The 14,473-nt window shown below is 67.8% G+C and carries 14 protein-coding genes; 7 read left to right on the top strand and 7 right to left on the bottom strand.

From position 1 onward, the window contains the following. Positions 1-2 precede the first annotated feature (2 nt). The 5 genes from IT361_18820 to IT361_18800 all read left to right on the top strand — a co-directional run bounded on the left by IT361_18820 (position 3) and on the right by IT361_18800 (position 5,571). Entirely contained in the window at positions 3-1,010 is a 1,008-nt protein-coding gene (locus tag IT361_18820; protein MCC6319731.1) for a hypothetical protein, read from the top strand. Then, positions 976-2,490 carry a Tat pathway signal protein gene (locus IT361_18815; GenBank protein ID MCC6319730.1) on the top strand — a complete coding sequence of 505 codons (1,515 nt, stop codon included), beginning with the start codon at positions 976-978 and terminating at the stop codon, positions 2,488-2,490. The genes IT361_18820 and IT361_18815 overlap by 35 nt, the downstream gene beginning before the upstream one ends. After that, positions 2,490-3,782, top strand: coding sequence for a sugar ABC transporter substrate-binding protein (locus IT361_18810; GenBank protein MCC6319729.1), 1,293 nt, complete (start codon positions 2,490-2,492; stop codon positions 3,780-3,782). The genes IT361_18815 and IT361_18810 overlap by 1 nt, the downstream gene beginning before the upstream one ends. 41 nt (positions 3,783-3,823) lie before the next feature. Further along, entirely contained in the window at positions 3,824-4,756 is a 933-nt protein-coding gene (locus IT361_18805) for a sugar ABC transporter permease (protein MCC6319728.1), read from the top strand. Positions 4,757-4,833: 77 nt separating this feature from the next. Beyond that, positions 4,834-5,571, top strand: coding sequence for a carbohydrate ABC transporter permease (locus IT361_18800; GenBank protein MCC6319727.1), 738 nt, complete (start codon positions 4,834-4,836; stop codon positions 5,569-5,571). Positions 5,572-5,696: 125 nt separating this feature from the next. Here the strand turns inward: IT361_18800 and IT361_18795 are convergent, their stop codons facing one another. Then, a complete protein-coding gene (locus IT361_18795) occupies positions 5,697-7,043 on the bottom strand; it encodes a beta-glucosidase (GenBank protein ID MCC6319726.1) in 1,347 nt (448 codons plus the stop codon). A 22-nt stretch (positions 7,044-7,065) separates the two neighbouring features. On the opposite strand from IT361_18795, the gene IT361_18790 reads away from it, so the two are divergent. Both IT361_18790 and IT361_18785 read left to right on the top strand, forming a co-directional pair. Continuing rightward, positions 7,066-8,199 (top strand): ABC transporter ATP-binding protein, encoded by a 1,134-nt coding sequence (locus IT361_18790; protein ID MCC6319725.1) that lies wholly within the window; start codon positions 7,066-7,068, stop codon positions 8,197-8,199. Positions 8,200-8,546: 347 nt separating this feature from the next. Beyond that, a complete protein-coding gene (locus IT361_18785; protein MCC6319724.1) occupies positions 8,547-9,089 on the top strand; it encodes an inorganic diphosphatase in 543 nt (180 codons plus the stop codon). Positions 9,090-9,334: 245 nt separating this feature from the next. Here the strand turns inward: IT361_18785 and IT361_18780 are convergent, their stop codons facing one another. The 6 genes from IT361_18780 to IT361_18755 form a co-directional block, all read right to left on the bottom strand. Further along, on the bottom strand, positions 9,335-10,069 hold the full coding sequence (locus tag IT361_18780) for an aquaporin (protein ID MCC6319723.1): 735 nt from the start codon (positions 10,067-10,069) through the stop codon (positions 9,335-9,337). Between the two features lie 66 nt (positions 10,070-10,135). Beyond that, complete coding sequence (gene fabF, locus IT361_18775) at positions 10,136-11,389, bottom strand: beta-ketoacyl-ACP synthase II (GenBank protein MCC6319722.1); 1,254 nt, start codon at positions 11,387-11,389, stop codon at positions 10,136-10,138. Further along, positions 11,386-11,880: a hypothetical protein gene (locus IT361_18770; protein ID MCC6319721.1), complete on the bottom strand. Its 495-nt coding sequence runs from the start codon at positions 11,878-11,880 to the stop codon at positions 11,386-11,388. The genes fabF and IT361_18770 overlap by 4 nt, the downstream gene beginning before the upstream one ends. Positions 11,881-11,961: 81 nt before the next feature. Beyond that, positions 11,962-12,675 (bottom strand): methyltransferase domain-containing protein, encoded by a 714-nt coding sequence (locus IT361_18765; GenBank protein MCC6319720.1) that lies wholly within the window; start codon positions 12,673-12,675, stop codon positions 11,962-11,964. A gap of 10 nt (positions 12,676-12,685) precedes the next feature. Further along, a complete protein-coding gene (locus tag IT361_18760) occupies positions 12,686-13,189 on the bottom strand; it encodes a flavin reductase family protein (GenBank protein MCC6319719.1) in 504 nt (167 codons plus the stop codon). Then, a complete protein-coding gene (locus tag IT361_18755; protein ID MCC6319718.1) occupies positions 13,186-14,469 on the bottom strand; it encodes an NAD(P)/FAD-dependent oxidoreductase in 1,284 nt (427 codons plus the stop codon). The genes IT361_18760 and IT361_18755 overlap by 4 nt, the downstream gene beginning before the upstream one ends. Between the last annotated feature and the right edge of the window lie 4 nt (positions 14,470-14,473).

The raw sequence follows: 14,473 nt of genomic DNA, 5'->3' as shown, positions 1-14,473 counted from the left end.
ATATGATCGAGGATAGAGGGGATCATTTCATGGTGGAGGGAGACATCAGGATCTCGAAGGAGGCGGTGCCTCGGTTGGCTGCTCGTCGGCCGCTGAGCACGATGGAAGTCGTTCGCTGGAAACAGACGGCCGGCCAGAGGCAGTACATCACCAACGTGGTGGTGGGGGGAAGTCAGGTGTCCAGCATCGCGGTCAGCCTCAATGGGTTGGCTTCAGTCTCCGCCTGGCAAACGGCGGCCCGAGAAGCCATGTCAGAGTGGAACCGACTCAACTGCTCAGAGATCAAGTTCGTGGAGAGCCATCCCGGGGACATCACCATGGTTGTCGACTCCCTGCCGGGCGCCACAGGCTTGGCCGCCTTTGGGACGTTCCCTGCCGATGGGCCGGGGAATGGTGAGCCTGGCGATACGATCACTGTAAACAAGGCATATCAGCTGACGCCGAACAACGCGTCGACCCGGAAGCTCGTGATGGCGCACGAACTTGGCCACAACATCGGCTTCAGGCACACAAACTGGTATTTGCTCTATGAGACAGGGTCGAGCTACGGGGCCGTCAGGGTGGCGGGCACCCCCGATAGCGCTTCGGGCGATCCGGCCTCGATCATGAATGGGGGGAGCCCGACCTCCAGCTGGAACGGACTTAGTATCCACGACAAGACCGCGGCTACTACGGTGTATCCGCAGACCTGCGTGTCAGCTGGCCTGTCATCTCCAAGCCCTCTTGGCTCGATGACCGACTGTACGTTCACTGCCAGTGCCTCCGGCGGGACAACGCCGTACACCTACCATTGGTCGGTCACGAGCCTCGGTGGGTACAGCTTCTCGCCTTCCAACCAGTTTGGAAGCTCCACGACGTTCACCACCAAGCTCTACAACACATCCTACTCTGACTCCAACTACCTCATTGCCATGTGGGTATTGGACGCCAACGGAAAGTCGGCCCAGATCGATCAGAACCTATCTGCAGCGGGATATGGCCAGAGTTACGACTATTCGAGGTGCGCTTAGCGAACGTCGCTGCGGGTCGGCGATCGTGTGCCGTGTGGGCGGGGCGTCGAGGCGGACCGCCCTTGTCATAGCGGTCGCAGGAACCGTTCTGCATGTCACGGCGTGCACGAGTGTGGCACATGGCACGGCGGACCAAGGGGCTACCGTGGCTGACGCCGCGCTGCTCGACACCGTGCAGCGCCGCACATTCGACTTCTTCTGGGAGACGACGAACCCGGCAAACGGGCTGGTGCCCGATCGCTGGCCGACGCCGAGCTTCTCCAGCATTGCTGCGGTTGGCTTTGGCCTCACCGCCTACGGCGTCGGCGTGGAACGCGGATGGATCACGCGCGACCAGGCCGTGCAGCGCGTGCTCACCACGTTGCGTTTCTTCTGGACCGCACCACAGGGACCAGCGGCCGCGGGCACGATCGGGCACAAGGGGTTCTTCTATCACTTCGTCGACATGCAGACCGGCGCACGCTTCCGCGACGTCGAGCTGTCCACCGTCGACACCTCGCTGCTCCTGGGTGGCGTGCTCTTCTGCCAAAGCTACTTCACGCGGGACACGCCGGACGAGCGCGCCATCCGCGCCTACGCCGATTCGCTCTATCGGCGCGTGGACTGGAGCTTCGTCCAGCCCAACAAGCCGCTGGTGAACCACCGCTGGAAGCCCGAAGACGGCTATTCGCGCAACGACTGGCGGGGCTATGACGAGTCGATGATCCTGTACGTGCTCGCGCTGGGATCGCCCACGTACCCGATCGACGCGGCCGCCTGGAACGCCTTCCACGCGACCGATCGCTGGCTGACCTTCGAAGGGCAGGAGCACGTGAACTTCGCCCCGCTCTTCGGGCACCAGTTCTCGCACGTCTGGATCGACTTCCGCGGCATCCGCGACGACTACATGCGCGCGCGCGGCATCGACTGGTTCGAGAACTCGCGCCGAGCCGTGGTGTCGCAACGTGCGTACGCGATCCGCAACCCACGAGGGTTCCGTGACTACTCCGCCAACGTCTGGGGACTCACCGCCGTCGACGGGCCGGTGAACGACTCGCTCACGATCGACGGCAAGGGCATTCGCTTCTGGACGTATTCGGCCCGCGGAGCCGCTGCCACCGAGATCCGCGACGACGGCACGATCGGGCCCACGGCGGCGGTGTCGTCGATGCCGTTCGCGCCGGACCTCGCGATCGCCGCGATGCGCACGATGCGGCAGACGTATGGCGATCATCTCTTCCAGAAGTACGGCTTCCTCGATGCATTCAACCCGACGCTGCGCGACCCGGCAACGCGCGTACAGGCGGGGAAGATCGTCCCGGGTGTCGGCTGGTTCGACGACGACTACCTCGGTATCGACCAGGGTCCGATCGTGCTTATGATCGAGAACTACCGCTCGGACCTGGTGTGGCGTGTGATGCGCTCCAATCCGCACATCGTCCGCGGCCTGCGCCGAGCCGGGTTCCGCGGCGGTTGGATCGATCAGGCACCGCCGGCGTGATGAGCGGCAGCGCACTGCGCCGCGGGCTGGTCGGTGCGCTGGTGATCGTCGCAGCGTGCGGGCGCGCTCGCGCGCCATCCGGTGACGTGCAGTTGACCATGTGGGCCTTCGGGCGCGAAGGCGAGGTCGTGCAGGAACTCATGCGCGACTTCGAAGCCGCGCACCCGGGCATCCGCGTCAAGGTGCAGCAGATCCCGTGGATGGCGGCGCACGAAAAGCTGCTGACCTCGTACGTGGGCGAGATGCTGCCCGACATCGCCCAGCTTGGCAACACGTGGATCGCGGAGTTCGAGACGCTCGACGCGCTCGCGCCGCTGGATTCGCTGATCGCCGGAAGCCGATCGCTGTCGCGAGCGGCGTTCTTTCCGGGTATCTGGGCCACGAACGTGGTCGCCGGTCGCACGTTGGGCGTGCCGTGGTATGTCGATACGCGGCTGCTGTTCTATCGTCGCGACCTGTTCGAACGCGCCGGGATCCTCGCGCCGCCGAGCACATGGGACGAGTGGCTCGTTGCCATGCGACGCGTGAAGCAGCTCACCGGCACGCCGTACGGCATCTTTCTGCCGCTCAGCGAGTGGAACCCGCTGGTCATCTTCGCCATGCAGGCAGGCTCGCCGTTGCTGACGCCGGGCGGCCTGCGCGGTGCGTTCACCGACGCACCGTTCCGCGACGCGTTCGCGTTCTACGCGCGCATCTTCGACGAGGGGCTCGCGCCGCGCGCCGGCCAGCAGCAGCTCGCCAACGTACATCAGGAGTTCGCGCGCGGAACGTTCGCGATGTACATCACCGGCCCGTGGCAGCTCGGCGAGTTCGCCACGCGCATGCCTCCTGCCCTTCGGGGCGCGTGGGCAACGGCGCCGATGCCCGGCCCCCGCGGGGACTCGTCAGGCATCTCGATGGCCGGAGGATCGTCGCTGGTGATGTTCCGCGGCAGCCGGCATCCGGCCGAAGCCTGGGCGCTCATCGAATGGCTCTCACAGCCTTCGACACAGCTCGAGTTCTACCGGATCAGCGGCAACCTCCCGCCAACCTACGCCGCCTGGCAGGACCCACTCCTGGCGAACAACGCGCACGCCGCCGCCTTTCGCACCCAGCTCGACCGCCTGCGGCCGCTGCCGGCCGTGCCGGAGTGGGAACAGGTCGCCACCAAGGTCATCGAATACCAGGAACGCGTGGTGCGGGGCGTGTTGACCATCGATCAGGCGGTGGTGGCAATGAATCGCGACGTCGATCGGTTGCTGGAGAAGCGCCGCTGGATCGCCGAGCGGGGTCAGGGGGCGGATCCACGATGAGCGGAGACGTCCGGAGCACGGCTGAGCACGTGGCCGAGGCCATGAAACAACAAGGCGCCGCCGCGCACCATGTCGAAGGCGTGACGAAGGGCCGGGACGGTGGTGGGCGGCAGCGGGCGGCCTGGGGATTCCTTGCGCCAGCGCTCGCGCTCATCGGCGTCTTCTTCTTCGTGCCCGTCGTCGCGGCGCTCCTGCTCAGCTTCACCGACTTCGACCTATATGCGCTCGCCGACCGTGGTGTCCTCCGGGTGATCGGGCTGGCGAACTACCATCAGCTGCTCACCAACCCGGACTTCCTCGGCGCCCTGCGCAACACGCTGTTCTACGGGCTGATCGGCGGACCGCTGTCGGTTGCGGTGTCGCTCGGCGCGGCGCTGCTCGTGAACGCACGGCTGGCGCCGTTCCGGGGCTTCTTCCGCACGGTCTACTTTGCGCCCTACGTGACCACGCTCGTGGCGGCGGCGGTGATCTGGCGCTTCATGCTCCACACGCGCTACGGCCTCGTCAACCACGGACTCGGCGCGTTAGGCATCGGTCCCGTCGACTGGCTGGGCGATGCGCGGTGGGCGCTCCCGGCGATCGTGCTCATGTCCATCTGGAAGAGCTTCGGATACAACATGGTCATCTTCGTGGCGGGGCTGCAGACGATACCCGAAGAGCTGTACGAGGCCGCATCGCTCGACGGCGCGAAAGGCTGGACGCGCTTTCGGCACGTGACGCTGCCCATGCTCGGGCCGACGCTCGGGTTCGTGTCCGTCATCACGCTCATCAACTACTTCCAGCTGTTCGCCGAACCGTACGTGATGACGCAGGGTGGTCCGCTGCGGAGCACGACGAGCCTGGTCCTGCTGATGTACGAGGAAGGGTTTCGCTGGTGGCGCATGGGCGTCGCCGCGGCCGTGGCCGTCGTGCTCTTTGCTCTCGTGCTGGCCGGTACCCTGCTGCAGCGGCGCCTGATGCGCGAGGACGCGTGAGCGTGCGACGGCGCCGGATCGTCCTGCTGCTGGCGCTTGGCGTGATCGCCGTCCTTGCCGTGGCGCCGCTGCTCTGGATGCTCTCCCTCTCGCTCATGCCGACGGGCGAAGCCAACGCGTTCCCGCCACGGCTGCTGCCCACACGCGTGACCTTCGAGCACTACCGCACGCTGTTCACGCGCATGGACATGTGGCGCTACGTCGCCAACTCCGCGTTCCTCGCTTCGACCGTGACGCTCATCTCCGTGCTCCTGAACGGCATGGCAGGCTACGCGTTCGCGAAGCTCCGCTTTCGCGGCCGCGACGGCCTCTATCGCGCGCTGGCCGGAGCGCTCGTGATCCCGGGCCAGGTGACCATGCTGCCGCTGTTCCTCATGGTGAAGCAGCTCGGGCTGGTGAATACGTGGGCCGGTGCGATGATTCCCTGGCTGGCCTCGATCTTCGGCATCTTCCTCGTCAGGCAGTACGCGTTCTCGATTCCGGAGGATCTGATCGATGCCGCGCGGGTGGACGGGGCGAGCGAGTGGCGCATCTTCCGGAGCATCGTGGTGCCGGTCATCCGGCCGATTCTGCTCACGCTCGCCGTGTTCACGTTCATGGGCGCGTGGAACGACTTCCTGTGGCCCCTCATCGTGTTGAGCAACGATCAGCGATACACGCTCCCCGTTGCCCTGGCCAACCTCTCGCTCGAGCACGTGCAGGATACGGAGCTGATGATGGCCGGTGCGGTGCTCACCGTGTTGCCGGTGCTCGTGCTGTTTCTCGCGATGCAGCGCTACTACATGGACGGCATCACGGCCGGGAGCGTGAAGTGACGCGGCCTGCACGGTGTGGCAACGCGCGCATCCCACTGATGCCGGCCGGAAGCAGCGGACAGACCCGCGCGCCGGCCTGCCGGTGCGGTGATGAGGGCTCTGAGCCGGGCTGGGTCGGCCGTTGGTCAGTCGCCGTTCGAGAGGGCCTCGCCGTGGGAGCGGATCACGTCCCGGTAGAAATGCGCGCTGTCCTTGGGCGTGCGGGCGAGCGTTTCGTAGTCGACGTGGACGATCCCGAAGCGCTTGGAGTAGCCCAGGCTCCATTCGAAGTTGTCGAGCAGCGACCATGCGAAGTATCCGCGCACGTTCACGCCCGCGGCCATGGCCTCGGCGACGGCGCGCAAGTGTGCACGGAAGTACGCCACGCGCAACGGATCCTGCACGCGACCGTTGCTGGCCTTCGGCGGGTCGTAGAAGGCCGCGCCATTTTCGGTTACGTAGAGCGGAATGTCGCCGTACCGATCACGGAACCAGCACAACGTGCGCGTGAGGGCTTCGGGGAACACCTCCCAGCCCGTCTCGGTGTAGGTCGCGTGGGGCTGCTTCACGTACGCGGCCCGAACCGGGTGCGCCGAAGGCTCGTCGCGGATCACGCCGCGCGTGTAGTAGTTGATGCCCACGAAGTCGAGGGGCTGCCGGATGAGCGCAAGGTCGGCGGGCGCGTGCGCGGGCCACGCGTCACCAAAGACGTCGAGCATCTCGGTCGGATAGGCGCCGCAGATCGCCGGGTCGAGGTACTGTCGGTTCATGTACGCGTCGGCGCGCGACACGGCGGCCGCGTCGGCCGCGGAGTCGGTGGCCGGATACTTGGGCTCGATGTTCACGACGAGGCCCACGGACCTGGCGCCGGCGGCGCGCAACGCCTGCACGCCGGCACCGTGCGCCCGCATCAACTGATGCGAGGCGATCGGCGCCTCGAAGCGATTGCGATGTCCCGGCGCGAGGGCGCCAAAGAGGTAGCCGCCGTCGGTGACGACCCACGGCTCGTTGAGCGTCGCCCACATCCCCACACGGTCACCCAGCGCGTGACCCATCACCGACGCGTAGTCGGCGAACCAGTCGGCGATGTCACGATTGAGCCACCCGCCGCGATCATCCAGGGCTGCCGGGAGATCCCAGTGGTAGAGCGTGGCGTTCGGCGTGATGCCCGCGGCGAGCAGCGCGTCGACGAGTCGACGGTAGAAGTCGAGGCCCTTCTCGTTCACGCGCCCGGTGCCTTCGGGGAGCACGCGCGACCACGAGATGCTGAACCGGTACGCGTTGAGGCCGAGGTCGCGCATCAGCGCGACGTCGTCGGCATAACGTCGGTAGTGATCGCAGGCGACGTCGCCGGTTTCGTTGTTGGCCGTCAGACCGGGGGAGTGAGCAAATCGATGCCAGATGCTCGGTCCCGCGCCATCGGCGAGGGGAGAGCCTTCAACCTGGTACGCCGACGTCGACGCACCCCAGAGGAAGTCGGGCGGAAATCGCATGGGTCCCGTCACGGGAGGCAGAATGGCGCGCGTTCGCGCTGAAAACGTTTCCAGAATATACGCGGCCAGCAAGGCTTCGCCGGCCGTGAACGACGTCTCCTTCGACGTGGCCGACGGCGAATTCCTGGTCCTCGTCGGACCCTCCGGGTGCGGCAAGAGCACGACCCTCCGCCTCATTGCCGGCCTCGAAACCCCCACGCGAGGGGACATCTGGATCGGAGATCGCCGAGTGACGGACGTTGCGCCCAGTGCCCGGGATGTCGCCATGGTCTTCCAGAGCTATGCCCTGTATCCGCACATGACGGTGCGCGAGAACATGGCATTCGCCCTCACCCTCCAGAAACAGCCCCGCTCCCGGATCCAGGATCGGGTGTCGCGCGCCGCCACCATGCTCGGCCTGGAGGCCCTGCTGGATCGCAAACCGCGTCAGCTCTCCGGAGGCCAGCGGCAACGCGTGGCCCTCGGTCGGGCCATCGTGCGCGAGCCGGCGGTGTTCCTCTTCGATGAGCCGCTGTCCAACCTCGACGCCGGCCTCCGGGCCCAGATGCGCCGCGAGCTGGCCGCGCTGCACCGCACGCTCGGCACGACCATGATCTACGTCACCCACGATCAGGTCGAGGCCATGACCCTGGGCCAGCGCATCGCGGTCATGCGCGAGGGCAGGCTGCTGCAAGTCGACACCCCGCGCCGCCTCTACGATCACCCGGCCGATCGGTTCACCGCGGGCTTCATCGGGACACCGGGCATGAACTTCGCCCGGGGCACGATCGATCCGGTCGCGGGTGGTGTGCGGCTGCACGCGGCGCCTGACACCGTCGTTTCATGGCAGGGCAGCGGAGCGGCCAGCGCCCGACTGGGGGCCATCGAGGTCGAACTCGGAGTGCGCGCCGAAGACCTCGAGGTCGTCGAGCCGACGGTCGAGCGCAGCGCGAATCGCGTGAACGGCGTCGTGGACTATGTGGAGACGCTCGGGAGCGACCTGCTGGTGCATGTAGCGGTGGGGCGTCGAGTCGGGGAGAAGGGCGCAACGCTGCTGGCGCGCGCATCAGCGCGCGACAGGCGCGTGGTGCTGGTGGGCGATGCCGTCGAAGTGCAGGTGGCTTCGGCGAGGATTCACCTGTTCGACGTCGCTTCGGGCGCGCGCCTGGCCGAGTAGCGGTCGCGGTCAGGGTACACGCGGAGCAGTCGGGCTGGCTGGCGGTCGTTGCCTGGCGAGCGCGCGCGAATGAGCGTGCGGGGGCTGATGGCTGTTGCCGCTGGCTGCGCGCGATGATCAACCCACCGAAACGCCGTTGACACTGTTGTGCGCGCGGGTGATCGGCTCCGGCGCATGGATCACCGCTGCCCCGAGCGCTGCCGCTCGTTGCGCGCGAGGGTGGTCGACCCAGCTGACGGCTGTTGCCGTGGACGGCACGGAGAGGCGTGCCGATCGGAGCCGGGGAGTCGCTATGTTTCTGCACGCGCGGCACATCCCGTCGCCGTCCGACAAACTCTCCAGAATTCATGATCCATCCCTGGCGCGACCTCCAGCCCGGTCACCATCCCCCCGACGAAGTGACCGCGGTCATCGAGATCCCGCGCGGCAGCCGCAACAAGTACGAACTCGACAAGGAGAGCGGCTTCTTCAAGCTGGATCGCGTGCTGTACTCGGCGGTCCACTACCCTGGTGACTACGGGTTCATTCCGCGCACGCTGCACGAAGACGGCGACCCGCTCGACATCATCGTGCGCATCGACGAGCCGACGTTTACGGGTTGTCAGATCGCCTCGCGGCCGATCGGCGTGCTCAAGATGCTCGATCGCGGCGAGCCGGACGACAAGATCCTCGCCGTACCGGCGGCCGATCCGTTGCACCAGGAGTGGTTCGACATCGCCGACCTGCCGCAGCATTACCTGAGCGAGGTCGAGCACTTCTTCCAGATCTACAAGGATCTGGAAGGCAAGCGCATGCAGATCGTGGGGTGGGAGAAAAGCGACGTGGCGATGCAGGTGGTCATCGAGTGCATCGAGCGCTATCGGGTGACGTACCTGGAAACGGGACCGTAGACGCACGACGACAAGAGCGGCGCTCAGACCTGCCGCAGCGTCACCAAACGTCATTCAGCAGGCAGAGGTGCTCCTGAACTTGCCGGATTCAGCGGCAAGGACAAAGGAGATTCCGCGAGGAGCGCCTCCGGCAACGGCACAGGCCGTTCAGCTCGAGGCGGGCCACCGGTGATCAGCCGGCGTGACCGCCTGCCGATGCGCGCGAAAGGGAGGGTGCGCGCCAGATTTCCTCTGTACGTGCGTTGTTACTTGCGCTTTCCGTGCCTGACGCTGGTGTCCGCGTCGGGCACCGGGACGGCTACCGGGGCCGCCGCGCGCTCTGCCAGCCCAAAGTCCCAGAGCAGCGTTCCGCCGATGGCGCCGATGATGGGGCCGATCCAGTAGGCGAGGTGGCCCTCCCAGATTCCCGAAGCCAGTGCCGGGCCTAACGAGCGCGCGGGGTTGAGCGAGGCACCGGTGAGCGGCCCGATGCACAGGATCAGGGCGCCGACGATGAATCCGACGACGACACCGACGATGGGCGGCCTCGCGCCGATGGCCCCGAGCCCGCAGACCGTGATAGCGAGCATCGCGGTGGTCACGGCTTCGAGGGCGATCCCGCTGGCGAGGGACACGTCGAGCGAGAACTGCGTACCGCCGAGCCGCGTGGCCTGGGCCACCTCGGGGGGAAAGGTGGCTGCCAGCAGGTAGGCGCCCGAGATGGCGCCGGCGAGCTGTGCGGCGACTTTCACCGCGCCGTCCATCGGCTTCGTGCGTCGTGTGAGCACAAAGGCCGCGGTGAGCGCGGGATTGAAGTGCGCGGACACGGCAGCGAGCGCCGCGATCACGCCGGCCAGTGTCATCGCGTAGGCGATCCCGGCGGCCAGCAGCGACGCCTGGCTCCCGGAATGGGAGGACATCATCAGCGATCCGCTGCCGACGAACACGATGGCGAACGTGCCGATGAACTCCGAGATTGCGGCGCGACGATGGGTGACCATGCAGGCCTCAGTGGGCGGGTGGCCGGCGAAGCTACGCCGACCTGTGCGGTCGGACCAGATGGAGGGTCAGCTGCCGCCCTGGTCGGAACGGCGCATCACGAGCGCTGCGTTGATGCCGCCAAAGCCGAACGAGTTGGAGATCAGCTGCGTGATGCGCGCCGGGCGGCCGTTCCCCGGGACGAAATCCAGGTCGCACCCTGGGTCGGCCGAGCGAAGGTTGACCGTCGGAGGGAGCCACTCCCGGTCGAGGGCGAGGGCGCAGATCGCCGCCTCGATCGCGCCCGACGCGCCTAACGCATGACCGTAGTACCCCTTGGTGCCTGACACGGGGATCGCGCCCGCGTGCTCGCCCAGTGTGGCCTTGATGGCGAGGGTCTCGGTGGGGTCGTTGAGCGGCGTGGACGAGCCGTGGGCGTTCACGTAGTCGATCTCGCCCGGTGCGGCGTGCGCATCGTCGAGCGCGAGCTGCATGGCGCGGGCGGCCTGCACGCCATCCGGTCGCGGCGCGGTCATGTGGTGCGCATCGTTGGTCATGCCGAAGCCGAGCATTTCCGCGTACACGGGAGCGCCGCGGGCAATCGCGCGATCGCGCGCTTCGAGGATGAGCACCGCCGCCCCCTCACCCATCACGAACCCGTCGCGGTCCCTGTCGAACGGGCGCGAGGCCGAGGCCGGGTCGTCGTTGCGCGTGGACATGGCCCGGATCAGCGAAAACGCGCCAAAACAGAGTGGCGCCAGCGGGGCTTCGGCGCCACCGCAGATCATGACGTCGGCGTACCCGTCCCTGACCTGCCGGAACGCCTCGCCGATCGCAATGGTGCCGGAGGCGCAGCTCATCGCATTGGTCGAGTTGGGGCCGTGTACGCCGAACTCGATGGCGATGTTGCAGCTCGCCGCCCCGCCGAACACGGTGAGCGCCAGCATGGCATCCACCGCGCGGAGTCCGTCACGGAGAAAGACCCCGAGCTGCTGTTCCGCGTATCCGACGCCGCCTAACGCGGTCCCCATCATGGCACCGATGCGATCGCGGTCTTCGGCGGCGAGGTCGATCCCGGCATCGTTGAGCGCGAGCCGCGACGCGGCCACGGAAAACTGGCCGAAGCGATCCAGCCGGCGCGCGCGGCGCGCCTCGATGAAGTCCGACGCGGAGAAGTCCGGCACTTCGGCGGCAATGTGCGATCGAAAGATCGACGGGTCGAAACGGGTGATCGGGCCCACGGCGCTGCGCTGGGCCCGCAACCCCGTCCACAAGCCATCGCGCGTCGTGCCGATCGGCGTGATCGCCCCGATCCCCGTGACCACTACTCGGCGTCTCGTCATGCGCCGACGCCCGTCGCGCGCGACACGCCTGATCCACGGCCCTCGGCTACGGCGGCAAGACCGGCCAGGGTTCGGCTCGCGATCCCGTGAACGAATATCGGACCGATCACCTGCGAGGCGGCCAGGCGCCCGATGACGGGCCAGCCCGGGCCATTCCACACGTGAAGGAGCGTCACGAGCGTGTCGTCCCCCTCGGATGCAAAGGCCCACTCCACGTCCATGCCGGTGGTGATGCCGCCGACGTGCCGAAACCGAATGGCAGGCCTCATCATGTCCACCGACATCTCCGAGAGCCACCACGTGGGCCAGTTCAGCGCACCGAACGGGCGGTTCGCGCTCATCTCCACGAGCCCGCCATCATCGCGCGCGCGCTCGCGGAAACGCACGAACCGATAGTGCGCAAGGTGTTCGGGCCAACGCTCCACCTCGCGCGCGACGTCGAAGACCGTGCGGACGTCCGCGCGGACGCGCTGGACGTCGACTGTCTCCATGGTTCGCCCCACCGGCATGGGGCCGATCGGATACGGATCTCGCAACGTGTCGGCTAATGAAATGTTGGGTGCCGGGGGGCGTCAGGTAGAACCCTGTTCGGCGGCGGGGCGTTCCCCGGCCCAGCTCGCTATGAGCCGATAGCCGAGTCGGCGCGTGACCATCGGTCGCGTCCCGGTGGCGTCTGTGACGAGCCGTTCGAGTTCGCGTTCCGTGAAGCCGCGCAGGACCGAGGTGACGCCATCGTGCCGGCTCACCGGATGGAAGCCCAGCGGGAACGAGGCGAGCCAGAGCCCGCCGGCCGCCACCCACGAGCGGCGCAGGTCGTGGATGATGACGCGGTATCTGGCGACGCGATGCAGCTCGCGCACGACGCGGGTGAGGTCGTCGCCGCTGAAGTGATGCACGAGGAGCGAACACACAACGACGTCGATCGCGCGATCGGCAAAGGGGAGGGCGAGCGCCGAGCCACAGACGCCGCTCCCGCGGCTCCCGCAGACTCGCGCCAATCGTTCGTCTACGTCGAGCGCAACCGATCGGATGTCGGTCGACGATCGTGCCGCGACGCGGTGCGCGAGGTCGAGGTTCTCGCCCGATCCACTCCCGACGTCGAGCAGCGAAAGCGAGGTCCCGCGAAAGGGCTCGAAGGCGGCGCGCAGGGCATGCGAGAGCGCGCGCGACCCGCCGAGCCAGCGGTTCGAGATGGCGATGTCCCGGTGCGAGCGACGACGCAGCGTCTCCGGCACGTCGGGCGCATCGAGAATCTCGTGGCCGCGCCGGCGAGCGGGGGCGAACATGCGTGCGGGCTCAGCGCTCCATGCGGCCGTAGGTTCCGCTCCAGTGCACCAGCGGGCGGCCTTCGGGGTCGTGCGATCCGCCGATCACTTCGCCGACGAAGATCGCGTGATCCCCGGCATCGAAGCGTTCGCGCCGACGACACTCGACCACCATGAGGGCGCCGTCGATCCGGGGCACCCCGCTGATGCCTGACGAGTGGGCGACGCCCTCGAAGCGGAGTTCCATCTCCTCGAGCGAGAAGCGGCGCGAGAGCGCGACCTGCGATTCGGACAGCACGCTCACCGCGAAATACGTCGCGCGATCGAGCACGTCGAGCATGGTCGCACTGCGGTCAACGCAGACGAGCACGAGCGGAGGAACGAGCGAAAGCGAGGAGAATGCGCTCACGGTCATGCCGTGCGGGCGGTCGCGGTCGTCGAGGGTCGTGAGAATGGTGACGCCGCTGGCGAAGCGACTCATCAGCTCCCGGAATCGATCGGGCGACAAGAACTGCTGCGACTCGGATGGGGTCATGCCGGGTGCGACGATGGTGCGTCGTCGCCGGCGCGGTCGGGCGCGCGGCCGGGAACGAGGAGTCGGAAAAGGAACCCAGGACGGAGCACGCGATCAGGTGGCACGAAGTCACCGGCGACGCCCACCAGAAGGTCGGCCATATCGCGTCGTCGCGCCAGCGAGTGCGCCACGTGTGTGAAGATCGCCGGCGCACCGACCGCGGCGCCCACGAGTCGCTCCACGCGCGCTTTGCCGCGGAACTCGTCGCGGCGCGCGCGGTCCCAGGCGGCGAGGGCCACCGCGGCGCGGCGGGCGTCGGCGTGGTTGCGCGCGACTTCGAAGGCGTACGGTGCGAGCAACTCCGCGCCGCGGAGCGCGGCGTAGATTCCTTCCCCCGTGAAGGGATCAAAGAAGTCGGCAGCGTCGCCAACGAGCGCGGCACCGGGGGCCCACGCGCGGGCCGCCCGCTGGTTGAACGGTCCGGTCACGACCACCGGTGACACGCGCTGTGCGCTGGCGAACCGCGCGTTGAGCGCGGCGTGACCGTCGAGCCAGCGTTCGAGAAACGCCGAGGGATCGCCGGACAGGTCGCGGGCCAGCGACGCAGGCACGACGACGGCCACGTTGGTGACGCCGTGTCCCACGTCGGCCAGCCCGGCGTACCCATCGGCAAACACGTGCATCTCGCCTTGCGGGCCGATGCCAGCAACACCTGTGTAGTGCGTGACCACGGCATAGCGGCGTGGCCACCGCCCCTGGCGCGCGAGGCCCAGCCGCCGTGATACCACGCTGCGCAGGCCGTCGGCACCGATGACGAGCGGCGCCCGCAGCGTCGTCGTGTGCGCGTCCCCGGTGACGACCACGCCGCGCACGGCCGCTCCGTCACGCACGAGGTCCCGGACCGCGACCCCTTCCTGGATCTGCGCGCCGGCTTCACGCGCCCGGTCGACCAGGATGGCATCGAGGACGGTGCGTCGCAGCGCCAGCCCGCGATCGCGAAAGCCGCGAAACCCGTGACGCGCCGCAAACTCGCCGAGGAACGCGGTGCCATCGGGTGCGGTGACACGCATGCCGGTGAGCTGCGCCGGGCCCGCGGCCTCGATCGCCGAAAGCGCACCGAGTTCATCGAGCAGCCGCGTGGCCTGCGGGCTGAGGTACTCGGCGCACGGCTTGTCGCGCGGAAATCGCGCGCGATCGACGAGGGTGACCTCGATACCGTTGCGGGCGAGGAAGGTTGCGGTTGCCGCACCGGCCGGGCCGGCCCCAACGACGATGACTTCCGCGTGCCGGCGATCGCTCACGTGC

Source organism: Gemmatimonadaceae bacterium (genome assembly GCA_020846935.1).
Taxonomy (GTDB): Bacteria; Gemmatimonadota; Gemmatimonadetes; order Gemmatimonadales; family Gemmatimonadaceae; genus RBC101.
This window is presented reverse-complemented; position numbering and strand designations above follow the sequence as displayed.